Source organism: Stenotrophomonas sp. A3_2, from assembly GCF_036624925.1.
Lineage (GTDB): Bacteria > Pseudomonadota > Gammaproteobacteria > Xanthomonadales > Xanthomonadaceae > Stenotrophomonas > Stenotrophomonas hibiscicola.
Genome location: NZ_JAZKVY010000327.1, coordinates 45,907 through 71,631, shown reverse-complemented (window position 1 = coordinate 71,631; position 25,725 = coordinate 45,907). Strand labels below are relative to the sequence as shown.

The following is a 25,725-nucleotide window of genomic DNA, read 5'->3' as shown; positions in this document are numbered from 1 at the left end:
GTTCGTTACTCCTGGGAAACCTGAGCACCGCCGGCAGCGCCCGCCGGGGTAGCAGCAGCGGTGTTCTCACCGACGCCGATGAACTGGTCGATGACCTTCTTGAACAGCAGCGGTTCAACACTGGAGAAGTGCTGCACCGGTGCGTTCTTCGACGGCGCGGCCAGCGCCTTGAACTGCGTGAAGCTGAGCGCGTCGGGCGCGCTGCGCACTTCGGCCACCCAGCGCTCGAAGTCTTCGTTGCTGCTGGCAGTGGCGATGAACTTCATGTTCGAGAAGCCATGCCCGCTGTAGTTGCCGGACATGCCACGGAACTGGCCGGGTTCGTTGGCGATCAGGTGCAGCTGCGTGCGCATGCCGGCCATCGCGTAGATCTGCCCACCCAGCTGCGGGATGAAGAAGGTATTCATCGTCGAGTTGGAGGTGATGTTGAATGCCAGCGGACGATTGGCCGGGAAGTTGAGCTGGTTGACCGTGGCGATGCCCAGGTCCGGGTACACGAACACCCACTTCCAGTCGGTGGCGATCACGTCCACGTGCAGCGGTTCGCCAGCCACGTCCAGCGGCTTGTAGGGGTCCAGCTCGTGGGTGGACTTCCACACGATCACCGCCAGCACCGCGATGATGATCAGCGGCACGCCCCAGACCACGATCTCCACCTTGGTGGAGTGCGACCAGTCCGGCGTGTATTTCGCTTTGGTGTTGCCGGCGCGGTAGCGCCACGCGAACACGAAGGTCAGCACGATGGCCGGTATCACCACGATCAGCATCAGGCCGATGCAGATCAGGATCAGGTCGCGCTGGGCGAGCCCGACCATGCCCTTCGAATCCAGCAGCACCCAGTCACAGCCCGACAGGCCGACGCAGGCCAGGGCGACCAGCGCCAGGCGGATGCGGTTCCAGCAGATATTCATTGGAGGTCAACCCTGTTGAAGAAGCGCGCTTGACCGGCTCGCCTGCGCGCAGCGCCCGGGCGTGGAGCGGCTACACTGTGGGTACGAGGTCGCCTACAAGCAGGCGAGCCACTCCAATCAAGCCCATACAAGATACAGCATTGTATGGACCTGTGCATCTGCACGTATGGAAAAATCTGACCGATGACGCCACCTGCTGCCGGCCGCCGCCTGAAACGCCCCAATCGCACCTGGGTCCGCCCCTTCCGCGAGGGCGCCGGCCCGCTGTACCTGCAGATTGCCCAGCAGGTGCGCGAGGCGGTGGATGACGGCGTGCTGCGCCCGGGCGACCGCCTGCCGCCGCAGCGCGACCTGGCCCAGCAGGTGGGCGTGGACCTGACCACGGTCACCCGCGCCTTTGCCGAACTGCGCCAGGCCGGCCTGCTCGACGCGCAGGGCGCGGGCGGCACCTTCATCGCGCTGTCGGCCGGCAACCGCAGCACCTCGGTCGACCTGAGCATGAACATCCCGCCGCTGCTGGGCAGCGCGCCGTTCGCGCAGGGCATGGAAGCCGGCTTCCAGCACGTGGGCCAGCAGCTGGGCCAGGGTGAACTGATGAGCTACCACGTCGGCGCCGGTACCCGCGAGGACCGCGCCGCCGCCGTACAGTGGCTGGCACCGATGCTGGGGACGGTTGGCACCGACCAGGTAGTGATCTGCCCCGGTGCGCAGACCGCGCTGTGCGCGCTGATCCTGGCCCGCACCCAGCCAGGCGAGCTGATCGCCGCCGAGCAGCTGACCTACCCGGGCCTGCTGGCCGCCGCGCGCGTGCTGCAGCGGGGCGTAGTGCCGGTGGCGATGGACGCCGAAGGCATGCTGCCCGAGGCACTGGAAGAAGCCTGCCAGCTGCGCCGCCCGCGCCTGCTGTACCTGGTGCCGACCATCCAGAACCCGACCACGGCGACGATGTCGGCGCAGCGCCGGCAGGCCCTGCTGGCGGTTGCCAAGCGCCACGATCTGACCGTGATCGAAGACGATCCCTACTGGTTGCTGGCTGGTGACGCCGCGCCGCCGTTGGCCGCCCACCGCGACGCCGGCTACCCGGTCTACTACATCTCCACCCTGTCCAAGTGCCTGGCCCCGGGCCTGCGCACCGCTTACCTGGTGGTGCCGGCCGGCGAGCCGATGGAGCCAGTGCTGGACGCCCTGCGCGCGATCGCACTGATGCCGACCCAGTCGATGGTGGCGGTGGCCTCGCAGTGGATCCGCAGTGGCCAGGCCCAGGACATGGTGCAGCGCTTCCAGCAGGAGCTGCGCGAGCGCCAGGCCATTGCCGCCCGGTATCTGCCCACCCGCGCCCAGGCCCATCCGGCCGGCCTGCATGTGTGGCTGCCGCTGCCGCCACGGCTTGACCAGTACCGGCTGATCCAGGCCGCGCAGGAACAGGGCCTGGGCATCGCCAGTTCCGACGCCTTCAGCGTGGAAGAACCGCCGCCGGGCAACGCCATCCGACTGTCGCTGGGCGGCGCGGTCGACCAGGGCGCGCTGGCCGGGGCGCTGGCCAAGCTGAACGAGATCCTGTCTGAAGCCCCCGAGGCCCGGCACAGCGCCATCGTCTGAGTCGTCCACGTGGCACGACATCCATACAAGATGATATTTTTTATGCAATGTATGGATGAAGGGACGTGCATCGATGCGCGCCGAGAAACTGAAGTTCCACCTGGTGATGGCCGGGTGCGGTGGCTTTGTGGTGCTGATGCTGGCCGCGCTGGCCTGGGTCTGCCTGCAGCCGCAGACCGTGGACGTAAAGGCCGCCGAACGCCACGCCATCGAGCAATGCGTGCAGCGCAGCGAGGATCCGTCGCGTAGCGAGATCCAGCGCCGCGCGCAGGCAGATTCCTGCCGCGAGATGCGCAAGCAGTACGTGCACAAGTTCGGCGGGGAAGACTCCTGATGGGCGCAGCCGCGCCGCGCCGCCGCTGGCTACTGCCGACGATGATCGCCCTCGCCTGCCTGTTCATGGCCGGCGTGGCGGCTGCACTGTGGCAGTACTTCGGTTACAGCGCGCAGTCCACGTTCACCGAACAGGCCATCGTCTTCGACGACTCGCAGCTGCGCCTGCCGGCCGATCTGGCCGGAGATACCGGCCGCATCCGCGTGGTGCATTTCTGGGACCCGGCCTGCGGGGTGTGCAACCGCGAGACCGGTGCCCACCTGAGCTACCTGATCAGCATGTACCGCCGCGCCGGCATCGACTTCTACGCGATCCGTCGCCCTGGCACGCAGGGCGAACTGCCCGAGCCGCTGCGCAACAAGGTGATCAACCTGCCGACCATCGATGGCATCGAGCACATTCCGGCCAGCCCTGCCGTGGCGATCTGGGACCGGCAGGGTCATCTGGCCTACGCCGGGCCGTACAGCATCGGCATGGTCTGCAACTCGGCCAACAGTTTCGTCGAACCGCTGCTGGACAGACTGGTGCGCGGCGAAACCGTGCGCCCCAAGGGACTGCTTGCCGTGGGCTGCTACTGCCCCTGGCAGGCCAAGCGCTGAGGACGCGCAATGACATCACTGGCTCTGGGTGACGCGACCGCCGCAAACAACAACGGCGGTCACCTGTCCGAACCGACCGATGGTTATGGACAGGCTCCCGCCGTTGGAAGCAACGATACGCCCCGACATGCTCCGTACATGCCGCGACCGGATGTCGCAGCGCGCGAGTGGGTGCAGGACGTGCTCGCGCACAGCGGGCCGATCTACCTGCGCATCGTCAATTCGCTGGAACGCACGGTGCGCCGTGGCGGCCTCGCACCCGGACAGCGCCTGCCCTCGCAGCGCGCGTTGGCACAGCAGCTCGGCATCGACCTGACCACGGTCACCCGCGCGTTCGATGAAGCACGCAAGCGCGGCCTGATCGAAGCACGCGGACCACAGGGCAGTTTCATCGCACCGCCCAAAGCCGGCTTCGACCAGGCAGTGGACCTGAGCATGAACGTGCCGCCGGTGCCCGACGCCGATGCGCTGGCCGAGACACTGCGCCGCGGTGCCGCCGCCGTGCTTGCACGCAGCAACGCGCCGAACCTGATGACGTATCACCTGGGTGGCGGCAACCCCACTGATCGCCATGCTGCGGCGCGCTGGCTGCAGCCGATGCTGGGCGCCGTGGATGACGACTGCCTGCTGCTGACCGAAGGCGCGCAGGTGGCATTGGCCGCGATCCTGGTCAGCCAGGGCCGCGATGGCGATACGATCCTGTGCGATGCGCTGGTCTACCCGGGCCTGCTGCAGGCCGCCGCCGCACTGGGCCGGCGGCTGCTGCCGGTGGACGGCGACGAACACGGCATGTGTCCTGCAGCGCTGCTGCGGCAGGCACGCGAAAGCGGCGCGCGCCTGGTCTATCTCAATCCCACCTGCCAGAACCCGACCGCGCTGACCCTGCCGCTGCAGCGGCGCGAGGCGCTGGCGCGTGTACTGGAGAGCGAAGGCCTGCTGGCGATCGAGGATGATCCGTACTGGCACCTTGCCGAAGATGCACCGATACCCCTGGCAACGCTGGCACCGCGCCATGTGTTCTATGTGGCGACGCTGTCGAAGGTGATCAGCCCTGGCCTGCGCACCGCGTTCGTGCAGTGCCCGAGCGCTGCGCACGCCGAGGCGATGACGGCGGCGTTGCGGGCGACGCGGCTGATGGGCCATCCGCTGGTCTCGGCATTGGCCAGCCAGCTGCTGCTGGATGGTTCGGCGCAGTCACTGCTGGCCCAGGTACGCGCCGAGGCACGCGAGCGCATGCGCATGGCACGTTACCTGCTCGCGCCGTCGCTGCTGCAGCGCGCGGAGGGCCTGCATGCCTGGTGCCGGATACCGGCACCCTGGACCGACGCCACGCTGGTGCGTACCGCACAGCTGCAGGGGCTGGCGATTGCGCCGTCATCGGCGTTCTGTCCGCCGGGGGTCTCGCTCCAGTACGGCGTGCGGTTGTCGCTGGGGCTGGCGGCGGACCGACGGCAGCTGGAGAGTGCGTTGCGGCGGATTGACCGGTTGTTGTTGTCCGATGCGTTGCCGGCACTACCGTTCATGATCAGGCCAAGGCGGAGAGCGCCGTCACCAACGCATCCATCTGCTCGGGCCGGGTGAACACCGACGGCGTCACCCGCACGCAGGCGCCGGAGTCCAAGCCGTCGCGATGGGTGGTGAATATCCGATGTTCATCAAGCAGGCGCTTCTGCAGCGCCATGTTGTCTGCCACGCTGGTGCGCCCGCGCAGGCGGAAGCTGGCCAGGGCGCTGGCCAGCGCCGGATCCGGCGAAGACAGCACTTCGATATGCGCCATCTGCCGCGCCGGTACGGTCCAGCGCTCGCGAAGAAAGCGCAGGCGCGCCTGCTTGTTGGCCACGCCGATGCGCTGGTGCAATGCGATCGCTTCTGGCAGCGCCAGGTAAGCGGCGAAGTTGACCGTGCCGGTGTGCACACGGCTGCCCACGCGGCCATCGTCGGTTTCACCCATGTACGGGTCGAGGTCCGCAACGCGGCCCTTGCGCACATACATCGCGCCGACGCCGACCGGCGCACCGATCCACTTGTGCAGGTTGATGCCGACGAAGTCGGCCTTGAGCTGCGGCACCGCGTAGTCGATCTGGCCGAACCCATGCGCCGCATCGACGATCACGTCGATATCGCGTGCGCGTGCGCGCTCGGCGATTTCGGCCACCGGCAGCACCAGCCCATGGCGATGGCTGACCTGGGTCAGCAGCACCAGCTTCAGGCGTGGCAGCCGCGCGAACGTGGCCTCGTAGGCCTGCAGGATCTGCGCATGGTCGGGCACTGCCGGCAGCGCGATGCTCTCGGCCTGCACGCCGCGGCGCTGCTGCAGCCAGCGCATCGCGCCGATCATGCTGTCGTAGTCGATATCGGCGTACAGCACCTGGTCGCCGGGCTGCAGGCGGTTGTAGCCGCCGATCAGCGCCAGCATCGCCTCGGTGGCACCGCGGGTCAGTGCGATCTCGTCGGCGCCCACGCCCAGCAGTTCGGCCACCTGCCGCTGCACCGCCATGTACTGCGCCGGGAACTCACGGCGGCCATACCAGGCGTTGCCACGGTTCACTTCAGCGGTATGGCGCTGGTAACTGGCCAGCGTCTCAAGCCCCATCGCGCCCCAGTAGCCGTTCTCCAGATGGTTCACTTCGTCGGTGATGTCGAAGTGACTGGCCACGGCGGTCCAGTAGTTTTCATCGCGGGCCAGCACGTCCGGCGCCACGGTCGTTGCGGGAATCTGCATGGGTGCAGCGTAACGCGCGGCAGCCGTGGCGGGCAGTGAAGACAGTGCAGCTGCAGCCGGCAGCAAGGTACCTGCACGCAGAAGGGAACGGCGGGCCGGGTCCATCAGAAGCTCAGCCGGTACTGCGCGTACAGATTGGCACCGTCGGTGTCGTACGGCGCGTTGCGCGAGTAGACCAGGCCGCGGCTGGCCTGGAACGTGGCCTCATCCGGGTAGCGGTCGAACACGTTGTCGGCACCCACGCGCAGCCTGTGATGTTCGTTGATGCGATAGCCGACAGCCAGGTCGAGGAAGCTTATCGCGCCGAAGCGCTGGTAGATATCGCCCACTGCATTGCCGCTGGAGTCGGTCCAGGCACCGTAGTAGCGCATGCGCGCCATCAGCGACCAGGCGCCGATGTCCCAGCTGCCGGTCAGGCTGCCCTTGTGCTCGGGCAGGCGGTCTTCGAACAGCACGCGCTGGGTCTCATTGGTTGCCACCGAGGTGCTGCCGTTGTCCACGCGGGTGCGGTTGTAGTTGTAGGCCAGGGTCAGCGTCATGCGGCCCGCGCCGAGGTCGCGCAGGTAGTTGCCGACCACGTCCACGCCGGTGGTGGTGGTATCGAAGTCGTTGGTGAAATAGTTCACCGAGGTATAGCCCAGCGGATTGGGCGTACCGGCCGGAATGGCGAAACTGGCCGACTGGCTGAAGCGGTCGGTGAGCTGGATCTGGTAGACATCCACCGAACCGGACAGGCCCAGGTCGGTGCGCCAGGTCAGGCCCAGCGAGGCGGTACGCGATTCTTCCGGCTTCAACGGCCTGGCACCGAGCAGCTGCGCCAGCGGATCGTTCGGCGACAGGCGGCCGCTGGTGAAGATCTGCAGCGTGCGCGTGTCCAGGCCCTGGGTGGTACTGGTGGTGTTGAGCTGCGCCGGCGTCGGTGCGCGGAAGCCGGTCGACACGGTGCCGCGCAGGGCTACATCCGGCGTGATCGCGAAGCGCGCCGACAGCTTGCCGTCCAGCGTGCTGCCGAAGCTGGAGAAGTCCTCGTAGCGGCTGGCCGCGCCGATGCTCCAGCGCTCGCCCAGCGGCACCTCCATGTCCACGTAGGCAGCCTTGCTGCGCTGGCTCCACTGCCCGGCCTGGCTGGCCGAGAAACCGGGCGCACCATTGGAATTGGCCTCCAGGCCTGCAGCCGCGCCCGGACCCACCGCGTACGACGCCGGGTCACCGGCGCGCACCTGGTAGGTCTCCTGGCGGAACTCGCCACCGAAGGCGACGTTGATCGGCCTGGTCAGCGCGGCCACGTCCCACTCATAGTTGAAGTCGGCGTTGGCGTTCTTCTCGGTCTGGGTCAGGCGGCCGAGATCGAAGTCGGTCGGGCTGGCCGGGCCGAGCGAGGCATTGATCGAGTTCTTCAGGCTGTAGTCGATGGCGTTGCGGCCATACGAGGCGCTCACGTCCCAGCGCAGCTTCGGTGTGATCTCGCCGCGCAGGCCGCCGACCAGCTGCAGGTCATTCTGGACGTTGCCGTACTGCGGGCTGAAGCCGACCGGATACAGCGAGCGCAGGTTCCAGCCCGGGAAGATGGCGGTGGTGCGATACGCGCCAGTGGTGGTATCCGGGTTGCGCCAATTGAAATCGCTGACACCGTCGCTGTGGCTGTACAGGCCGAAGGCATAGAGCTCCAGCGTCTCGCTGGCATTGGCCTTCACGTTGAAGCCGACGCGGCGGCTTTCCAGTTCCGGCTGGCCCCAGCGCTGCACCGGGTTGGGCACCTCCAGCTCCGGATGTACAGCCTGGAAGGCGATCGCATCCGGGCGCTGGCGGGTACGCGAGGTGGCGTCTGAATTGGACGACTCGGCGAACAGCACCAGGCTGCCATAGTCGCCCAGCGACCAGCCGGTGCGCGCACTGAAGTCGCGCGAGGCACCGTCGCCCTGCGCGTACTGCGAATAGCCGGCGGTGATCCCGGTGCCGGGGCCGTCCTCAAGAATGATGTTGATGACACCGGCGATGGCGTCCGAGCCGTACTGCGCCGATGCGCCGTCGCGCAGCACTTCGATGCGCTTGATCGCGCTGGTCGGAATCTGTGCAAGGTCGGCCGCCTGTGCACCACGGTTGCCGAGCAGCGCGCTGCGATGGAAGCGGCGGCCGTTGACCAGCACCAGGGTCTGGTCCGGCGACAGGCCACGCAGCGTAGCCGGACGCACGAACACCTGGCCGTCCGCCATCGGCAGGCGCTGCACCACGAATGATGGCACCAGCTGGGCAAGCACGTCCTTCAGATCGGTGGATTCAACGGAGCTGATGTCTTCCTTGCTGAACACGTCCACCGGCGCCAGTGTTTCGAACTGGGTGCGGTTGGAGGCACGGGTACCGGTGACCAGCATTGCATCAAGCTGGGTGGGCGCGGCGCGGCTGCCGCCTGCGGCATCGACCGCATCGGCCTCCGCTGCGATCGCGCCTCCTGCGCTGGCCATGGAAAGGGCGAGGAGGATGGAACGCGAAAGCTTCGAACGATGCACGGCAGGACTCCGGGAGGACGCGACAGGGCCAGCACCTGCAGGGATATCCCAGGCCTGGACAAGGCGCGCAGTCTCGGCGCGATCTGTGAAGGAGGCATGACGTCAGTGCGACAGCTTGAGTCCGCGCAGGCGCAAGAACTGCTAAACGCCGCGCCTGCCGATCCGCTACTGTGTCCAGCATCGGATTCATGGAACGACAGGATGAGTGCGGCAGGCAAGGCGGTGTGGTACATCGAAACCCATGCGGAGCAGCCGCTGGCCTTGGCCGATATCGCCGCTGCGGTGGGACTGTCGCCATTCCATCTGTCGCGCCTGTTCCAGGCCCGCACCGGCACGTCGGTGGTCCGTTACCTGCGTGGGCGCCGCTTGACAACGGCCGCGCAGCGGCTGGCCAACGGCGCATGCGACATCCTGCAGGTGGCGATTGGCGCGGGCTACACCACTCATGCTGCGTTTACCCGTGCCTTCAGCGAACAGTTCGGGCAGACACCGGAACGGGTACGCGAACAGGGCACCGATGGGCTGGCGCTGGTGCAGGCGATCCGCGTGGACGAGGCGCCGGCTGCCTGCGCTGAGGCGCCACAGCTGCTCGACACCCCGGCCTTCCAGCTGGCCGGCATCGGCATGCGCCATACCCGCAACAGCGGCGGTGCCATTCCCGGGCAGTGGGCCCAGCTCAACCGGGAATGGCCGGCGCCGGCCCCGGTCAGTTTTGGGGTGTGCTGCAACAACGACGACGACGGCGGCTTCGACTATATCGCCGCGCTGCCGATTGGTTCACTTGGCCCTGTACCCGCGCACTGGCAGCGCGTGGATGTGCCCGCACGACGCTACTTGGTGGCCTGGCACGGCGGGCACATCTCGGCCATCCGCTCGACCTGGTTCTGGTTGCTGGATCACTACCTGCCCAGCGCCGGCCTCAGCTTGGCCGACGCGCCGGACCTGGAGCGCTACGACGCCCGGTTCAACGAGCACACTGGCAACGGCGGCGTGGAGATCTGGCTGCCGGTAGACGAAGGTCCCTGCTGACATGGAGCTGAAGATGCGCGTGAACATCACAATTGTCGGGCTGCTGCTGATGGCAGCGGCGCTCTCCGCCCACGCAGGCGACACCTGGAAAGCCGGCGAGCGCCATGGCACCACGACGGTGGCCAGTGCCGCCGTGCGCGATGCGCAGCACCGCAGCACCCTGCGCTACACGGTGTGGTATCCGGCACCGGCCGATAGCAGCGAAGTCGAGGTGACCATCGGGCCGCCTGGCACGCCCCTGTTCGATGTTGGTCGCTCGGCGATGGATGCGCCGCCCGCAGGCGCTCGCCTGCCGACACTGCTGCTGTCGCATGGCAACGGCGGCAGCGCGCGCATGATGGGCTGGCTGGGCACCGCGCTGGCACGGAAAGGTTATCTGGTGATCGCGGTCGATCATCCCGGCAACAATGGTGCCGACCAGATGACCCTCCATGGCAGCATGTTGACCTGGCTGCGCGCGGATGATCTGCGCGCCGCACTGGCGGCCGTGCAGGCCGATCCAGTGCTGGGCCCGCACGTCGATCCTGAACGCCTGGGTGTTGCCGGTTTCTCGGCCGGTGGCTACACCGCGCTGTTGGCGGCTGGGGCGCAACCGGACCTGCAGCGACTGCTGGCGTTCTGCACGGCGCATCCGGATGACGGCGTCTGCCGGCCTCAACAGGAAGCGGCAACGCACACGATGGAGGCGCGTGTTGCCGCTGCGGCTTCGGCCGAGCTGTCGCCGTGGATGTCACACGCCAACGACGCACGCGCCATTCCCGCCGTGCGCGCGGTGTTCCTGATGGCACCGGCGATCATCCAGGCCTTCGCGCCCGAGCAGCTGTCCTCGTTGCGGCTGCCCGTGTCGATTGTGCTTGGCGAGGCTGACACGGTTGCGCCGCCACAGACCAATGGCGCGGCCGCGCGTGCAGTGATTGCGGGCGCTGCACTGCAGCTGCTGCCAGGTGTCGGCCATTACGATTTCCTCGCCGCATGCACCCCGACCGGGCAGCAGCGGCTGCAGGACCTCTGCAGCACGTCAGTGCCAAAGGCAAAGACCCACGCGCAGACAGTGGACGCAGCAGTGCGGTTCTTCGACCATTCACTGCGCTAGTGGCCGCCGGGCGTGGCCCGGCGCTACAGTGGGCGCGTCCACGGAGAATCGATCATGCGCCTGCTGCACCTCACACTGCCGGTATCCGACGTCGCTTCCGTGGCCGCGTATTTCCATGATGTGCTGCAGCAGCGCGTGGTCGGCAACCATGTGCACATCGGCTGGAGCACCATCGAACTGCAGCCGGCGGGTGATTACCCCGTCGGTGGCGTGCACCTGGCCTTCAACGTATCGGACAACCGCTTCGGCGAGGCGATGGCCTGGTTGCGCGAACGGGCCCCGCTGCAACGTAATCCTGAGGGCCTGGATTACTTTGCGCTGGAGAGCAGCTGGCAGTCGCAGTCGGTGTACTTCACCGGTCCTGATGGCCTGATCCTCGAGTTGATCGGCCGGCGCCGTCTGCCAGTCAGCACGCGCGCAGGCGCCTTCCATGGCAGCGAGCTGACCTGCCTGAGCGAGGTTGGCCTACCCAGCCACGATGTCGATGCGGTGCGCGAACAGTCCAGCCAGCGCTTCGGCCTGCAGCCGATCAGCCCGCCGTCGCCGCAGTTCGCGCCGATGGGCGACGACGAAGGCCTGCTGATCGTGGTTGCTGCGGACCGGCGCTGGTTCCCCGAGCAGAAAGACCTGCCCAGTGCCCAGGGCGTGCAGCTGCAGGTGGGTGATGTGAACGGTAGCGGCGAACTGCGCGATGCCGCGCTGGGCTGGCGGGTGTGGGCGGCCTGAGCTACCAGCTGCCCGAAGCGCCGCCGCCGCCACTGCGACCACCACCACCGGACCAGCCGCCGGAACTGCTCGAGGACGAACTCGACGACGAGGTGCTGGACGAGGAACGGTAGCCTTGGGACGACCTTCGTCCGCTGCGTGCTTTTTCGCCGGGCAGCAGGGTGAACAGCCAGATGAAGTACAGGAACAGCGTGCCTACGCTGGACACGATCATCGCCAACACGCGTGCGTTCTCGTCGCTGGCCCGGTCGATGGCCAGCAGCGCGCCCAGCGCATAGGCGCCGGTCAACAGCACCAGTACCACCAGCCGCACGGCGAAGCTGTTGCGGTTCTTGCGCCAGCGCGCGCGGCCGGCCTGCACCAGGAAGAACACCAGCATGGCGGCAAGGGCGACCGCCAGGTTCAGCAACGTGTGCAGGGCAAGGCTGGGCGGCAACTGGCCACGGACCAGCATCACCGCGAAGAAACCGATACTGACGGCCAACATGCCGCACAGCACGATGCGCACACCACGGCTGCGACGCCAGCACCATCCCAGCAGCGCCGCCACCGGTACAGCAGGTAACAGCACGAAGAACAGCGCAGGCAGCACATGCCGCGGCAGCAGCAGCGTCGCCGAAACCAACCCAGCGGCCATCACTGCCGTTACCAGCAGCGGTCTACCCCAGGCAGGCAATGTCGGCCAATTCGGCCTGGGCATTGCCGCATTGGCTGCCAATGCCTTGCGCCGCCGCTCACGGCGTTTAAAGCTGAACTCGGCCTCGGTCCTGGTGGCCAGCAGGCGCGGCGGTGATCGCCACAGACCGGCCAGGAACCCCACCAGCAACGTCAGGGCAACGACCGAATCGCCTGTGCGCCAATCCGCTGGCAACAGGTTGCGTGCGGATGAATCTTCCTGGGGCGGCAGCGGCTCGCCATCGATCAACCCCACCAGCACCTTGCTGCCGTCCAGCAGGCCCTGGTCCAGGTCTCCCTCACGCAGGCGCGGCACGATCGCCTTGTCGATGATGCGCGCGGCATAGGCATCGGGAATGGTGCCTTCCAGGCCATAGCCGGTCTGGATGCGTACGCGCCTGTCCTGCACTGCCACCAGCAGCAACACCCCGTCATCGACACCGGCGCGGCCCAGCTGCCACTGTTCGAAGACGCGCTGTGCATAGGCTTCGATGCCGTCATCGCCAACACTGGGCACCACCAGCACCTGCAGTTGCGCGCCTTTGCGTGCCTGCAGCTGCAATGCCTGCTCGCGCAGCGTGGCGCGGGTGCTGGCGGACAGCGCGTTGGCGGTGTCCACCACCGGATCATCCAGTGCCGGGATCGCGGCCGCCGCCAGCACTGGCAGCGGCAACAGGCAGAGCAGCAGTGCCAGCCCTACCCGCTGCCATGCGTTGCGCCACCGCAGCATCCGGCTCATGTGGACGCCATGCTTTGCAATGGCGGCGTGCTGTGCATCATGCGAAACGGCATCCGTGTATGTCCTTGCCCCATGAACGGAAAAGCCGGCCGGATTACCCCGGCCGGCCTCCTTTACCACACACCTCTTCACACGCAGCGGTCAACGGCCCATGGCCACGCGCTGCTGCTCGTCCTGCACGTGTTGCTGCGAAGGCTCATGCTTGGCCAGCATTGCAGCGCTGGTCTCCTGCAGGCTCGGTGCCGTCTGGGTCATGTCCACCGCAGTACGGAAGCCGGGAACGGTGCCGATGACGAAGGCCTTGCCATCCTGCACGGTGACGCCCTGCAGCTTCTCCGGTGAATCGATGCCGGCGGCCTTGGCCTGGGCGGTCACATGCGCGCTCATCTCGTTGCAGATCATGCCCGGCATGTGGCCACGGATCGCATTGTGCAGCGGCGTATCCGGATGCGCCTTGTCGCCCAGTTGCGGCCCCTTCGGCGCCGCCTCGGCATGGCTGCGGCCTTCGGCCAGCTTGCCCAGCGTCGCCGGACCCGCCACGCCATCGGCGGTGAGCCCGTGCTGCTTCTGGTAGGCGATCAGTGCGTCCCTGGTATTGGCACCGAACTTGCCATCCTCGCTCAGCGGATTGCCTTGGCCGTCGCGCACGCCCAGGCGGTTGAGTTCCTTCTGCAGCGCAGTCACTTCCTCGCCCTTGGCCCCCTGGCGCAGCACACCGTTGTGGTCGGCATCATGCGAATGGCCACCCTTGCCGGTTTCCTTCAGCTTGCCGTGGTCCCAGAAGTCCTGCGGGCTGAGCAGCTTGCCGTGCGGATCCTTCAACTGGTAATGCACGTGCTGGGCATACTGACCCGCACCGCCCGGGCCACGCCCGCCCATGGTGCCGATCGGCTCGCCCGCCTTGATCGGCTGGCCTTCCTTCACCTGGGTCGAGTGCAGGTGCAGGATCTCGTGCGAGTTGCCCTGTGCATCCCTGATCTTCACCGTACCGTAGTCGCCACCGACGAACGTCACCGTTCCGGAGATCGGCGCGTTGACGGTCGGGTGCTGCAGATTACGGCCGTGCTGGCCGCCGACATAGTTGAAGTCGGTGCCACCGTGCGGCTTGTGCGCGCGGTGTTCGCCGAACTCACCGGTAATGTGCGGCTTGACCCCGTTCTGCGGGGGCAGCATCACCTGCATCGTCTGCTCGAAGGTGCGGGTCTGGCCTTCGGCATGCGCCGCTGCCGGCTTGGCCTGCGCGTGGGTGGCCGCAGCTGCGGCGGGGGCCGCGTGGCTGCCATGGGACTGGCCGTGGGTCAGGCCCAGGCGCTGCTCCACGAACCGCTCGTACTTGTCCACGTACGGCATCACCTTCTTTTCAGACAGGGTGAGGCCGCCGTAATCGCGGGTCGGGCCGTCGTGGTGGTACTTGTAGATGTACTCCTCACCCTGGCCGCGCTTGTGCGCCAGCGTGCGGTTATCGATGTAATGGTCAACCAGTGCATCGGACTGTGCGCCGACGTCGAAGCGGTTGCGGCTGTTGAGGTGGTAGTGGTTGCCGGTCTTGTCGATGAACTGGCCCAGGCCCGAGGCCGAGGTGGTGCCAGCGGCGGCATCGGGGTTGAAGCCCGATTCAACGCGGGCGATGGCCAGCACGTGCGCGGTTTCGCGCGGGGTCAGGCCCTTCTCGCGCGCCGACTCGATGATCGTGTCGATCACCCGTGACTGTACTTCCGGGGTCGCATCGCCCCACCGGCGGGAATTGCCATGCAGGCGGCCGTCGCTCTGGTCGATCGGCTCCCGGTAGTGGCTCCACGGTTTGATGCGGTCACTGCTGTAGGCCGCCCCGCGGGGCTGGACCATGTCCTGGTAGATGTCTGCCATGTCTGTGCTATCCATTCTATGAAAAAGGGGATTTCCTTAAGGGGTACTGCTCCTGGTACTTCTGGTACTGCGGTACTGCGGTGCTGCGTTCACAGCGCGCGTGCGACGTCCTGCCGCTGCGCTCAGTCTTCGATGTAGTTCACCTCCGGGTGCTTGATGCCGAGCGAGTCGATCAACGTCTCGTACTCGTCGTTGTTGGGCTCCTGCTCCTCGCCTTCCGCGCCGCGCAGCGGGGGTGTGCTGTGGGTCAACTGGCGGCCACTGGCGTCGTACAGGTAGTACCACTCGCAGAAGCTGCAGCCGAACGGCAGTTCACCGTACTGCACGACGAAGTACGGCGTACCGCTGCGGTCCTGCACGCAGGCCAGGCCAACGGCGGTATAGCCGTCCATCTCCTTGGGCGCAGCAATGGCCTGGCGTGCGCCGTCCTTTTCGATTTCCAGCGTGGTCAGCCGGGAAGCGTCCGTGTCTTGGGTGGGCTGGGCCGCCAGGTGCAGGCGGGTGCCTTGGCAATCGATATGCATGCCGGTCTCGTCGCGCGTAAGAGAGGTGGGAAGGTCCGCAACGGCAGCCGCTGGTGCGGCCGGCGTCGCTGCCGGGTCAGTAGAAGCGGGGGCCGCCGCCGGTGCAGCCGCCTCAGGGCCGCTGCAGGCAGCAAGCATCAGGGCCAGCAAGGGGGCAACGGGAGACAGACGCATGCGGTGCTCCTTGGGTGAATCACACGACCGCCCGAAGGCGGTCGCTCAGGGGTCAGATCGATTCGTCCTCACGCTTGACCAGTTGCCAGCACGGCTTCTGGGCAAAGGTGTAGATCTGCTGGTCGCTGGTATCGGGGGTGCGCATCTGCACCTGTACCTGGCCGTCGGGCAGGCGGGTGACCTGCATCTCGCGGCCCTGGCGTTGCAGCGTGGCCGGGTCCGGCATCACCGGCCATTCGACCTTGGCAAGCGGCACCTTCTCCTCCACCTTGCGTGGCTCCGGCTCGGCGTCGCCATCGATGTGGCTGTCCAGCAGCGGATCGGCAGTGGACGTTTCCTGCAGCGCGATCTCGTTGCCGAAATGCTTGAGGAAGTCGTCGAAGACCGGATGGGGGCAGCTGGCAGACGCGTCTGCCGGGGCCGCGGCAACCGGCGTGGCCGGCGTCGTGGCGGCGGCCGTGCTGCTCGGAGCCGGTGCGGCGGCGTCAGTGATGGCAGCCTGGGGCGCAGGCTTGCAGCCCGACAGCGCAAGCCCCAGGGCAAGCGCAAGCAGGGCAACGGGGCGGAGCTGGTTCAAGGGATCCTCCTGATTCCGGGCGGTCGCGCGCGGTTCCGGCGCGGTAGGGAGGCAAGGATAGCCATGCCTCTGTCGATTCAGTTTCAACATCCGCTGTCAGGAATATCCCGACATGCTGAATTGAGACTCATATCACACTTGGACTGAAATCAACGTCATCGCAGCAGCCGTTAGACTACGCCGCACATGCTTCGACCCTGGCCCCCATGCGCGCATTCCTGCTTGCCCTCTCCCTGCTGGCGCCAACGCTGTGGCCTGGTGTTGTGGCCGCACTGGAGGTCCGGGAAGGCGACCTGCTGTTCGTCACCGCCGGCCGCAGCGGCCTCAGCGCGGCCATCGACGATGCCACCGGCAAGCAGCACGGCCCCAGCTTCGACCACGTGGCCCTTGTCGCCTTGGCGTCGCAGGGGTGGGAGGTACTGCACGCCGACGAGAAGGGATCGCGCCGGCAATCCCTGGTCGAGTTCCGCCAGGACGCCCGCGCCAGGCAGCGGCAGATCGTGGTCTATCGCCTGCAGGCACCGCAGCAGGCCGCCATCAAGGATGCGATCGCGACCGCACGCACGATGCTGGGCAAACCGTACAACACGTCATACGTGTTGAACGAGGACAGCTACTACTGCTCGGACTTCATCGAGCGCGCATTCCGTGCGCACCATGTGTTCGCGTTGCAGCCGATGAACTTCCGCAACCCGCAGACCGGGCAGATCGCCCGGCACTGGGTGGATCTGTACCGCGGCATGGGCATGGACGTGCCGCAGGACCAGCCCGGCACCAATCCCAATGACATGTCGGCGGCGCCGGTGCTGCAGCGCATCGGCGTGCTGGAATAAGCGAAGCCCCGCACAGGGCGGGGCTTCGCGGGTTGCCCAGGCTGGGGCATCGAAGTCACTCTTCCTCGTCCTGCCCACCCTGCTGCTGGTTGCGCTGGTTGCGCTGCTGCTGTTCCTGCTGCTGTTGCTGCTGCTGGTCGCGGCCGCGCCCCTGCTGCTGATCCTGCTGGTTCTGCTGGCCCTGCTGCTTCTGGTTCGGGTTCTGGTTCTGCTGTGCCATGTCCGATCTCCAAAGCCACGCGCGGAATGCGGTGGACGGGACCATCGTCTGCAGCGATTGGTTAATCACACGTGGGTGGCCGGCTACATTCGTGTGTACGCCTGTGAATGAACGCGCGGAACCTCTTGCGGCACAAGCGCCTGAAGGATTCATGCGGGTTCGGCATGTGCTCATGCCGTCATCGGCGTTGCACGCATTCATGGCGCTCGCAGCCGGAGACACGCGCTGAACGAGGCTGGCTTTCCCGGCTCACACAGGGAAGCCAACGCTGCATTCATGGCATCACCGGCGGCACGTACGCCAGCGTCATCCCCAGCAGCCACAGCAGGCCCAGCACCAGCGGGATATGCACCAGCAGCTGGATGAAGGTGAAGCCCACGATGTCGCGTGCCTTCAGGCCCAGCACGCCCAGCAGCGGCAGCATCCAGAACGGGTTGATCAGGTTCGGCAGCGCTTCGGCCGCGTTGTAGACCTGCACGGCCCAGCCCAGGTGCGCCTTCAGTTCGTTGGCGGCCTGCATCACGTAGGGCGCCTCGATGATCCACTTGCCGCCACCAGACGGCACGAAGAAGCCCAGCACCGCCGAATAGACGCCCATCACCAGCGCGAACGAATCGGTGCTGGCCACGTGCACGAACAGGCTCGACAGCCGGTGCGCCAAGGTCTGCCCGTCACCGCCGGCGGCGTGGGTGAGGATCATCGCGATACCGCCGTACAGCGGGAACTGGATCAGTACGCCGGTGGTGCTCGGCACCGCCTTGGCCACCGCGTTGAGGAAGCTGCGCGGGCGCCAGTGCAGCAGCAGGCCCAGCGAAATGAACAGGAAGTTGTAGGTGTTGAGGTTGGCGATGGCGGTGACCACCGGTTTGTTGGCGAACTCGTTGAACAGCCAACCGAACGCCAGCAACGAGAGCAGCACGGTCAGCAGCGGGCTGTATTCCAGCCACTCGCCCGGGCGCGTGCGCCGCTGCAGCGGCTCCGGCTCGGCCTGCGCGGCGCCCGGGAAATCCTCGGCGGTACGCGCACTGCCGGCCGCAGGCGCGGTCAGCCAAGCGATCAGCAGCGAGACCAGGATCAGCACTGCGGTCAGCGCGATCGACTGCCACAGGAAGATGGTTTCGGTGAACGGCAGCACGCCGGTGATCTCCACCAGCCCCGGCGGCATGCTGGCCGGGTTGGCCTGGAGCTGTGCGGCCGAGGAACTCAGCCCCATGGCCCACACCGCGCCCAGGCCAAGATATGCCGAAGCACCGGCCGCGCGGTAGTCCATGCGCAGCTCGGTACGGCGGGCCAACGCGCGGACCAGCAGGCCGCCGAACACCAGCGAGAAACCCCAGCTGAGCAGCGAGGCGAGCATGCTGACCAGGCCCACGTACACCACCGCGCCGCGACCGGTGCGCGGCACACGGGCGAGGAAATCGATGAAGCGTGCGACCACCGGCGCGGTGGCCACGGCGTAGCCACCGATGACCACGAAGGCCATCTGCATGGTGAAGGGGATCAGGCTCCAGAAGCCGTCACCGAAGGCGCTGGCGGTGGCCTGCGGGGTCGAGCCGAAGCCCATCGCGGCCAGCGCGACGATGACCACGCCCAGCACCGCGAACACATACGCGTCGGGGAACCACTTTTCCGCCCAGGCGGCCGAGCGCAGCGCTGCGCGCGCCATCCAGCCATCCTGTACTGCTGCCTTCGAGGCCATCGCCTACCCTCCCAGGTTCGATGGATCGATTCTGGGCGGTGGGGTGCAGGCTGTCAGCCACCTATTGGTCGTAGGCGGCGGAAGGCCCGGCGCTGTGCGCCGCCGCCCGAGCATGGGCTCGGGCGCTACGGATATCCGGTTTCGGGGGGCCACCTGTAGAGCCGAGCCCACGCTCGGCTGCGCGTCTCAGCGCAGCGCCAGGTCCACGGCGATGCCGGCAAACAGCGCGGCACCCACCCAATTGTTGTGCAGGAACGCCTTGAAGCATGGACCGCGTTCGCGATTGCGGCAGATCCAGAACTCGTACACCACCAGCACCGTGGCCACGGCCACACCGGCCAGGTAGTACCCACCCAGCCCGCCACGCACGCCAACCAGCGCCATGGTGGCCAGGAACAGCGCGTAGAGCACGCCCTGGATGACCAGGTCGAGGTCACCGAACAGGATCGCGGTGGAGTGCGAGCCCATCTTCAGGTCGTCCTCGCGATCGACCATGGCGTACCAGGTGTCGTAGGCGGTGGACCACAGGATGTTGCCGGCATACATCAGCCAGCCCAGCATCGGCACCTCGCCCTGCACGGCGGCGAACGCCATCGGGATGCCCCAGCCGAAGGACATTCCCAGGTAGACCTGTGGCAGATGGGTGTAGCGCTTCAGGTAGGGGTAGCTGGCGGCCAGGAACACGCCGATGAAGCTCAGGCCGATGGTCAGCCCGTTCATCGTCAGCACCAGGCCAAATGCCACCAGCATCAGCACCGCAAACAGCGCCAGCGCGGCACGGCCACTGATCGCACCGGTGGCCAGCGGGCGCGCCTTGGTGCGCTCCACGTGCGGGTCGAGCCAGCGGTCGGCGTAGTCGTTGATGACGCAACCGGCCGAGCGGGTCAGCCACACACCGGCAGTGAACACGAACAGGGTCCACAGCGGCGGCAGGCCGCCTGCGGCCAGCCACAACGCCCACCAGGTGGGCCACAGCAGCAGCAGCGTGCCGATCGGGCGATCGGCGCGCATCAGACTCCAGTAATGCCGCCAACGCGGCGTCGCCGGCGACTGCGGCGAAGTGAGGGGGGTATCAGCCATGGCGATAGGATACTCCTGCCCCTCCGGCAGGGCTTTGCCCGTGGGGGGAGATTTGTTCGGCGAAACTGGATAGAATGCCGGTCCCGCACCGCCTCATGGCGCTGCGATGCCCGCCCCGGCACTGGCCGGTGGCGCGGCGGTTCTACAACGCGCCCGTAGCTCAGCCGGATAGAGTAGTGGCTTCCGAAGCCATTGGTCGGGGGTTCGAATCCCTCCGGGCGCGCCATCTTCCCCTGCTCGTTCCCGTCACCCCGGGCCTCTCGCTTGCGCTTCCACGTCAACGTGGCTCAGGAGCGAACGGCATCGAGCGATGTGTGCAACCTTGAAGATCGCGCACGACGATGGAAAGCGCCTGCCCTTTCTGCACGGCACCGGGCAGGAAGGCGCCCTTGCCGTCGTACAGGAAGGTTTCAATCTCACCACGTGCAACCACCAGGTCCGCAGCCGGCGGCTTGAGCTCTTCCAGAACAACACTGAAGGGACGCCAGGCCAGACCGTGTTCGTCGCGGATATCGGTCGATACCGCGTGTGCATGCGCCTGCCGATCCACGCTGGCCAGTGGCAGCCGTAGTGCCTGCGATCCCTCCGTAGCGATCTGGAACCTGCCAAGGACCACGGTATCCACAGTTTCACTGCCGATGTAGGTGATCGTGGCCTCGGGACACTGCACGGCATCGGCCGGGTGCGATGCACACGCGGCCATGCTTGCGGTCAGGAGCAGAATGATCGGCCGGATCATTGGCTGGCACCTGGCACATCGCTACCCTGCCCGGGGTTTGCAGCGGCGCGCGTAGTGGTAGCGCCCGGCCTGCGCGCATAGCTGTAATCGGGATCGCGCCAGGCGCGCACGATCGGACTTCGTGCGTGCCTGATCGCGCCGGGGACCCAGGACAACATCAACACCACGGCCCAGATCGCAGCCAGCCAGAACCATCGGCCCGAGGCATAGGCCCAGATCATGGGTAATGCAGCCAGCATTACGATGATCTGCGTATACAACAGGTAGAGCGTATACAGGCCCAAGCGAGGATCCGAGCGCAGCACCACGCCACATCCCCTGCATGCCGTCTTCGCCTGCCGTCTCGATGCGGAAAGCAGTGGAAACCGCTGCCCCGCGGCGCCGCAAAGTGGACAGGTGAAGGTCAGCAGGCGCATCAGGCAGCTCCTCTCTGTCGTTTGACATCAACTGTCCGGCACGAAGCCGAGCCTAGCATGGGCTTGGTAGGGGGACGCCACAAACAACAACGCCGGGCTATGCCCGGCGTTATGTTCAAAGCAGTCGAGCATGGCTCGACTCTACACAGAGCAGATCAGTACCTGCCATCGAACGCGAAGATCGGCTTGCGCTGCTTCCACGCACCTGCAGTGAAGTCCGGGAACTCCAGCGTCTGGAAACTATTGGCGATCGACTGCTCGCTCAGCGGCGTGATCGCACTCCAGGTCACCGCATCGTAGATGTCGATCGGCATCGGTGCCTTGGCCTTCAGCGCCTCGACAAACGCGTGGATGACGAACCAGTCCATGCCACCGTGGCCGGCGCTGGCGGCGGTGTCGGCATTCTGCTTCCACAGCGGGTGCTCGTACTCGTCCTGGTACTTCTTGAACTCTTCCCACTGGTGCGGCGGGCTGCGGCCTTCGATGTGGATCGAATGGTTCACGTCCATCCACAGGCCCTTGGTGCCCTGCACGCGGAAGCCCATCGAATACGGGCGCGGCAGCGAGGTGTCGTGCTGCAGCAGGATGGTCTCGCCGTTCTCGCAGGCCAGCGTGGTGGTGACGATGTCGCCGAGCTTGAACTTCACCTTGGTGCTGGGGTGGGTGGTGCCGCCACTCTTGGCCACGGTGTATTCGTGCAGGCCACGCGCCTTGGTCGCGAAGGCATTGATGTGGGTGAAGCGGTTGCCACGGTTGATGCCGGTGTACATCGCGCACGGGCCGATGCCGTGGCTGGGGTACAGCTCGCCGTTGCGCTCCACCGAATGCTCGGTGCGCCAGCGCGCTTCGCTCCAGCCCTTGGGCCCGAACTCCGCGCCGCTGTCGTAGGGCTGGTTGGGGTCGCCGGAATTGAACTTCACGCCGCGCAGGTCGTGCTGGTAGCCGGCCTGCAGATGCACCAGCTCGCCGAACAGGCCCTGGCGCACCATCTGCAACGCGGCCATCACGTCGCGGCGATAGCAGACGTTCTCCAGCAGCATGTACGGGGTACCGGTGCTCAGCTGGGTCTTCAACACGTCCCAGTGGTCCTGCAGGGTGATGCCGGCCACTACTTCGCAGCCCACGGCCACGCCGGCCTGCATCGCGGCAATCGCCATCGGCGCGTGATACTCCCACGGCGTGGCGATGATCACGCCATCGATGCCCTTCTGATCCAACAGGCGCTTCCAGGCATTGGTGTCGCGATCCTGGCCGTAGGTCTTCGGGGCCGGCTTGCCGGCCTTGGCCACCATGTCCATGGCGCGGCCGAGCATGATCGGCTCGATGTCGCACAACGCGACCACCTCGACATCGTCGCGGCGCACCAGCTCCTTCAGCAGCACCAGCCCACGCATCCCGGTGCCGATCATGGCCAGGCGCACCTTGCGCCCGCGTGCCCATGCCGGGGTCTGCGGCAGCAGGCTGCTGGCGGCGACAGCGGCACTGGCCGCGATGAATTCCCTACGCTTCATGGCAGACATCTCTCCTCTTGGCAGCGAGCCGGCCGTAGCCGGCCCGCCGGGTCACGCAAACGGAATTACTTGAATCGGTAGCCGATGGTCACACTGTAACCACGACCGAAGATGGTGGCGTAGTCACTGGAGTCACCCAGGAAGCTGTTCGGATCGTAGAACGGCAGGCGGTTGAACAGGTTCTTGACGGTGAAGCTCAGGTTCCACGCGTCATCCGGGCGCCAGGTGACGCTCATGTTGGCGGTCCACCACGACGGTGCACCATCGCACTTGCTCTTCTGCAGGGCCAGGTAGCCGCCGGTGCAGGTTTCCTTGTTGTTGCTCTCTTCGTCGATCTGGTCGGTGGCCCACTTGGTGCCGCCCACGTAGTTGACGAACATGCTGGTGGTCACCTGCTTGTAGGTCCAGTCTGCATTGAGCGTGGCACGCAGGCGCGGGTTGTTGTAGTAGCCCACCACGTCGCCGTAGTACCAGCCGTTCTCCGCGTCCATGTAGAAGCGGTTGCGGTTGGCGATGGTGGCGGCCAGGCCGATGTTCAGGTTGCCCCAGTCGCCCAGCGAGAAGCGGCTGCGCGCGTCGATGTCGAAGCCGTCGATCAGCGTCTTGCCGCGGTTCTTGTACTGGCCGACCACGCTGGCCACGTTGCCGGCGGAGTAGCCCGGCAGGGTGGCCGGGCAGCTCACGCCGCTGGCCGGGTCGGCGCACATCGCCGCCAACTGGGCAAGATTGGCACGGTCGCTGTCGGTGATCGGCGAGCGCGACATCGAGATGATGTCTTCCATGCGGCGGTAGTCCGGCGCGACGATTTCATTGTCACGGTAGATGAACCAGTAGTCGGCCGACACCGACAGCCAGGTTGCTGGCTCGTATACGAAGCCGAGGGTGGCGATCTTGGCCTTTTCCGGCTTCAGGTCCTTGTTCGGCTGGGTCATGCGCGCCACGGTGCGGCTGCAGTCGACGTTCAGCAGGTTCTTGCCGAGGTCGACGTCACCCGGCCGCTGCGACTTCAGCAGCAGGTTGGCGATGGCGTTGGTCTCGCCGCAGCGCAGTTCATCACGGAAGCCACCGAGCTGTGCGAACACGCCGCCATTGCCGGACTCGGCCAGGCTCGGTGCGCGGAAGCCGGTGGAATAGGTGCCGCGCAGCATCAGCTGGTCGAAGGCCTGGTACTTGAAGCCGATCTTCGGCGCCACGTTGGCACTGAAGTTCGGGTACTTGTCCACGCGCACCGCCGCATCCAGTTCCAGCTTGTCGGTGATCGGCGCCACGGTCTCGGCGAACAGCGCGTAGGTGTTGCGCTTGCCGTCGAACCACGAGCCACCCTGCTGGGTGATCAGGCCATTGGCCGCATCGGCATTGCCCGGGGTGTAGAAGGTCTCGCGGCTGGCGTTAAAGCCGAACGCGGCGCGCATCTCGCCGGCCGGCAGCTGGAACAGCGGTCCTTCGATCTTGCCGTCCAGGGTATGCAGGCGGGTCCACGACTGGATGTCGAAGGTCGGGAATGCTTCACGGATCAATGCGGCGTTGGCTTCGCTGATCTCGCCGAACTTGTACGCCGGGTGGTCGGAGATGATCACCCGACCGGTACCCGGATCGATCGTGTACGGCCCGAACGCCTTCTCGAAGCCCTTGGTGTTGACGTTGATCGTCTGGTAGGTGGTGGAGTGGGTACCGGCGCTGGCGAAGGCGGTCTCCCAGTTCCAGTCACCTCGGTTGCCACGCGCACCGGCCAGCACGCGGTAGCTCTTGTCGGTGTTGCGCTGGCCGAAGTAGTTCGGGCCGGCATCCTGCAGCAGGTAGTTCAGGCCGACCACCCCGCCCATCATCGCCTTCAACTGCGGACTGGCATGGTTGTATTCGTTGTTGGGGCCCAGGAACGGGTACAGGAACTGGTTGACGGTGTTGCCGGTATTGCGCGAGAACCAGCTGGTCGGGTTGCCGGTGGTGGTGCCGTAGGTGCGCGGCGTGCCGCCGTTGGCGCGCAGGTCGATGTCGGTGTAGGTCGCCTCGGCGAAGATCTCGGTGCTGTCACCCACCAGGAAAGTGCCGTTGAGGTAGGCGGTGTTGCGCTCGGACTTGGCACCGGCGTCGATCTCGTTGTTCATCCAGGTTTCCCAGACGCAACGCGGACCGGCCGCTTCACTGGTCAGCACGTTCTTGCAGCCCGGCGCGGCTTCCTGCACGCGGCGGCCGGTGACCGGATCGAAGGCGAAGTAAGTGCCCGGATTGAATTCACCCGGCTTGCTGCCCACGCCCAGGCGCAGGTTGTTGAGGTAGTTCGGATTGTTGACGTAGTACTGGTCGGGCCGCTTGTCGTAGAAATCGCTCAGCGGAATCGCGTCGCGGCGGTACATGTTGACCGCACCGTAGATGTTGAAGCGGTTCTCGGCCAGGTCACCGAAGCCGGCGGTGATGCTGGCCTGGCGCTCGCCGTAGGAGTCGATGCGCGAGGAGGTGTCGTTGGTGAAGCTGACCTCGGCGCCCTGGAAGTTGCGCTTGGTGATCACGTTGATCACGCCGGCCACCGCGTCGGTGCCGTACACCGCCGAAGCGCCGTCGGTCAGCACTTCCATGCGTTCGATGGCCGCAGCCGGGATCGCGTCGATGTTGACGAACTGGGTCTGGAAGCCGGCCGGGGCACCGTAGTACGACAGGCGACGACCATTCAGCAGCACCAGCGTTCCCTGGGCACCGAGGCCACGCAGGTTGGCCTGCGAAGCACCGTCGGAACCGGTGAACAGCGAACGCGCGTCCTGCTGCGCCGGGCGGGCGGCCGGCAGGTTGTCGAGCACCTGCAGCAGCGTGCGCGCACCCATGTTCTGGATGTCCTGCTTGCTGATCACCTGCACCGGCGAGGCGGTTTCAACGTCGGTGCGGCGGATGTTGGAGCCGGTGACCTCGATGCGGGCCAGGTCGGTGGCCTTGTCCTTGCTCTCCTGGGCGAAGGCAGGAACGGCGACCGACAGCAGCACGCCGGCGATGGCCAGCGACAGCGGAGCGATCGAACGACAGGGGGGGCGGTGGTGGCGGGCGGGCAACATCGGGGTTCTCTCCTGGCAGGGGTGCAGCGCAATAAGTGAGCGCGTGGGCGTTCGGCGGGCAAAACGCTCCCGGGCCACGGCCACGAGGGCCGTAGTCGGAATGGGCGGGGG

General features: G+C 66.6%; 22 protein-coding genes and 1 tRNA gene. 9 read left to right on the top strand and 14 right to left on the bottom strand.

Going from position 1 to position 25,725, the window contains the following annotated elements; translation table 11 throughout:
• Nucleotides 1-5 precede the first annotated feature (5 nt).
• Nucleotides 6-911, bottom strand: coding sequence for a ubiquinol oxidase subunit II (gene cyoA / locus R5H29_RS15380; protein ID WP_010482114.1), 906 nt, complete (start codon nucleotides 909-911; stop codon nucleotides 6-8).
• 183 nt (nucleotides 912-1,094) lie between these two features.
• On the opposite strand from cyoA, the gene R5H29_RS15375 reads away from it, so the two are divergent.
• The 4 genes from R5H29_RS15375 to R5H29_RS15360 are packed head-to-tail and all read left to right on the top strand — an operon-like array spanning nucleotide 1,095 to nucleotide 5,024.
• Nucleotides 1,095-2,510: a PLP-dependent aminotransferase family protein gene (locus tag R5H29_RS15375; RefSeq protein WP_332329403.1), complete on the top strand. Its 1,416-nt coding sequence runs from the start codon at nucleotides 1,095-1,097 to the stop codon at nucleotides 2,508-2,510.
• Between the two features lie 55 nt (nucleotides 2,511-2,565).
• Entirely contained in the window at nucleotides 2,566-2,844 is a 279-nt protein-coding gene (locus tag R5H29_RS15370; protein ID WP_227853757.1) for a hypothetical protein, read from the top strand.
• The gene (locus R5H29_RS15365) at nucleotides 2,844-3,443 is read left to right on the top strand and encodes a DUF6436 domain-containing protein (protein WP_012481503.1); all 600 of its coding nucleotides are present in this window, start codon (nucleotides 2,844-2,846) and stop codon (nucleotides 3,441-3,443) included. Before R5H29_RS15370 ends, R5H29_RS15365 begins: the two co-directional genes overlap by 1 nt.
• Before the next feature lie 9 nt (nucleotides 3,444-3,452).
• Entirely contained in the window at nucleotides 3,453-5,024 is a 1,572-nt protein-coding gene (locus R5H29_RS15360) for a PLP-dependent aminotransferase family protein (RefSeq protein ID WP_332329401.1), read from the top strand.
• Here R5H29_RS15360 and R5H29_RS15355 read toward each other — a convergent pair.
• Both R5H29_RS15355 and R5H29_RS15350 read right to left on the bottom strand, forming a co-directional pair.
• Nucleotides 4,969-6,270 carry an aminotransferase class V-fold PLP-dependent enzyme gene (locus R5H29_RS15355; RefSeq protein WP_332329400.1) on the bottom strand — a complete coding sequence of 434 codons (1,302 nt, stop codon included), beginning with the start codon at nucleotides 6,268-6,270 and terminating at the stop codon, nucleotides 4,969-4,971. The two genes, R5H29_RS15360 and R5H29_RS15355, sit on opposite strands and share 56 nt — an antisense overlap.
• The gene (locus tag R5H29_RS15350; RefSeq protein WP_332329399.1) at nucleotides 6,270-8,672 is read right to left on the bottom strand and encodes a TonB-dependent receptor; all 2,403 of its coding nucleotides are present in this window, start codon (nucleotides 8,670-8,672) and stop codon (nucleotides 6,270-6,272) included. The genes R5H29_RS15355 and R5H29_RS15350 overlap by 1 nt, the downstream gene beginning before the upstream one ends.
• Nucleotides 8,673-8,873: 201 nt before the next feature.
• Between R5H29_RS15350 and R5H29_RS15345 the strand changes: the two genes are divergently transcribed.
• The 3 genes from R5H29_RS15345 to R5H29_RS15335 are packed head-to-tail and all read left to right on the top strand — an operon-like array spanning nucleotide 8,874 to nucleotide 11,520.
• A complete protein-coding gene (locus R5H29_RS15345) occupies nucleotides 8,874-9,701 on the top strand; it encodes an AraC family transcriptional regulator (RefSeq protein ID WP_021201967.1) in 828 nt (275 codons plus the stop codon).
• Nucleotides 9,702-9,750: 49 nt separating this feature from the next.
• Nucleotides 9,751-10,794: an alpha/beta hydrolase family protein gene (locus tag R5H29_RS15340; protein WP_407073538.1), complete on the top strand. Its 1,044-nt coding sequence runs from the start codon at nucleotides 9,751-9,753 to the stop codon at nucleotides 10,792-10,794.
• Nucleotides 10,795-10,848: 54 nt separating this feature from the next.
• A complete protein-coding gene (locus tag R5H29_RS15335; RefSeq protein WP_332329397.1) occupies nucleotides 10,849-11,520 on the top strand; it encodes a VOC family protein in 672 nt (223 codons plus the stop codon).
• Between the two features lies 1 nt (nucleotide 11,521).
• On the opposite strand, the gene R5H29_RS15330 is transcribed toward R5H29_RS15335, so the two are convergent.
• The 4 genes from R5H29_RS15330 to R5H29_RS15315 all read right to left on the bottom strand — a co-directional run bounded on the left by R5H29_RS15330 (nucleotide 11,522) and on the right by R5H29_RS15315 (nucleotide 16,075).
• Nucleotides 11,522-12,934, bottom strand: a complete 1,413-nt coding sequence (locus tag R5H29_RS15330; protein WP_332329396.1) for a TPM domain-containing protein — start codon at nucleotides 12,932-12,934, stop codon at nucleotides 11,522-11,524.
• Nucleotides 12,935-13,075: 141 nt separating this feature from the next.
• The gene (locus R5H29_RS15325) at nucleotides 13,076-14,800 is read right to left on the bottom strand and encodes a peptidoglycan-binding protein (protein WP_251102170.1); all 1,725 of its coding nucleotides are present in this window, start codon (nucleotides 14,798-14,800) and stop codon (nucleotides 13,076-13,078) included.
• 122 nt (nucleotides 14,801-14,922) lie between these two features.
• Nucleotides 14,923-15,498 carry a hypothetical protein gene (locus R5H29_RS15320; RefSeq protein WP_332329395.1) on the bottom strand — a complete coding sequence of 192 codons (576 nt, stop codon included), beginning with the start codon at nucleotides 15,496-15,498 and terminating at the stop codon, nucleotides 14,923-14,925.
• Between the two features lie 52 nt (nucleotides 15,499-15,550).
• The gene (locus R5H29_RS15315) at nucleotides 15,551-16,075 is read right to left on the bottom strand and encodes a hypothetical protein (RefSeq protein ID WP_019661618.1); all 525 of its coding nucleotides are present in this window, start codon (nucleotides 16,073-16,075) and stop codon (nucleotides 15,551-15,553) included.
• A gap of 206 nt (nucleotides 16,076-16,281) precedes the next feature.
• Between R5H29_RS15315 and R5H29_RS15310 the strand changes: the two genes are divergently transcribed.
• A complete protein-coding gene (locus R5H29_RS15310; RefSeq protein ID WP_019661619.1) occupies nucleotides 16,282-16,908 on the top strand; it encodes a YiiX/YebB-like N1pC/P60 family cysteine hydrolase in 627 nt (208 codons plus the stop codon).
• A gap of 55 nt (nucleotides 16,909-16,963) precedes the next feature.
• Here R5H29_RS15310 and R5H29_RS15305 read toward each other — a convergent pair whose 3' ends face one another.
• From R5H29_RS15305 to ubiA, 3 genes are all read right to left on the bottom strand, one after another.
• A complete protein-coding gene (locus tag R5H29_RS15305; protein ID WP_005414774.1) occupies nucleotides 16,964-17,128 on the bottom strand; it encodes a hypothetical protein in 165 nt (54 codons plus the stop codon).
• A 274-nt stretch (nucleotides 17,129-17,402) separates the two neighbouring features.
• Complete coding sequence (locus R5H29_RS15300) at nucleotides 17,403-18,827, bottom strand: short-chain fatty acid transporter (RefSeq protein WP_019661620.1); 1,425 nt, start codon at nucleotides 18,825-18,827, stop codon at nucleotides 17,403-17,405.
• 186 nt (nucleotides 18,828-19,013) lie between these two features.
• Nucleotides 19,014-19,907, bottom strand: coding sequence for a 4-hydroxybenzoate octaprenyltransferase (gene ubiA, locus R5H29_RS15295; RefSeq protein WP_332329394.1), 894 nt, complete (start codon nucleotides 19,905-19,907; stop codon nucleotides 19,014-19,016).
• A 149-nt stretch (nucleotides 19,908-20,056) separates the two neighbouring features.
• Between ubiA and R5H29_RS15290 the strand changes: the two genes are divergently transcribed.
• A tRNA-Arg gene (locus R5H29_RS15290) sits at nucleotides 20,057-20,133 on the top strand.
• Nucleotides 20,134-20,184: 51 nt separating this feature from the next.
• Here the strand turns inward: R5H29_RS15290 and R5H29_RS15285 are convergent.
• From R5H29_RS15285 to R5H29_RS15270, 4 genes are all read right to left on the bottom strand, one after another.
• Nucleotides 20,185-20,646, bottom strand: coding sequence for a hypothetical protein (locus R5H29_RS15285; protein ID WP_021203366.1), 462 nt, complete (start codon nucleotides 20,644-20,646; stop codon nucleotides 20,185-20,187).
• Nucleotides 20,643-21,062, bottom strand: a complete 420-nt coding sequence (locus tag R5H29_RS15280) for a hypothetical protein (RefSeq protein WP_019661622.1) — start codon at nucleotides 21,060-21,062, stop codon at nucleotides 20,643-20,645. Before R5H29_RS15280 ends, R5H29_RS15285 begins: the two co-directional genes overlap by 4 nt.
• Nucleotides 21,063-21,217: 155 nt before the next feature.
• Nucleotides 21,218-22,573: a Gfo/Idh/MocA family protein gene (locus R5H29_RS15275; protein WP_155030279.1), complete on the bottom strand. Its 1,356-nt coding sequence runs from the start codon at nucleotides 22,571-22,573 to the stop codon at nucleotides 21,218-21,220.
• Between the two features lie 65 nt (nucleotides 22,574-22,638).
• Nucleotides 22,639-25,614: a TonB-dependent receptor gene (locus tag R5H29_RS15270; RefSeq protein WP_111098635.1), complete on the bottom strand. Its 2,976-nt coding sequence runs from the start codon at nucleotides 25,612-25,614 to the stop codon at nucleotides 22,639-22,641.
• Nucleotides 25,615-25,725 lie beyond the last annotated feature (111 nt).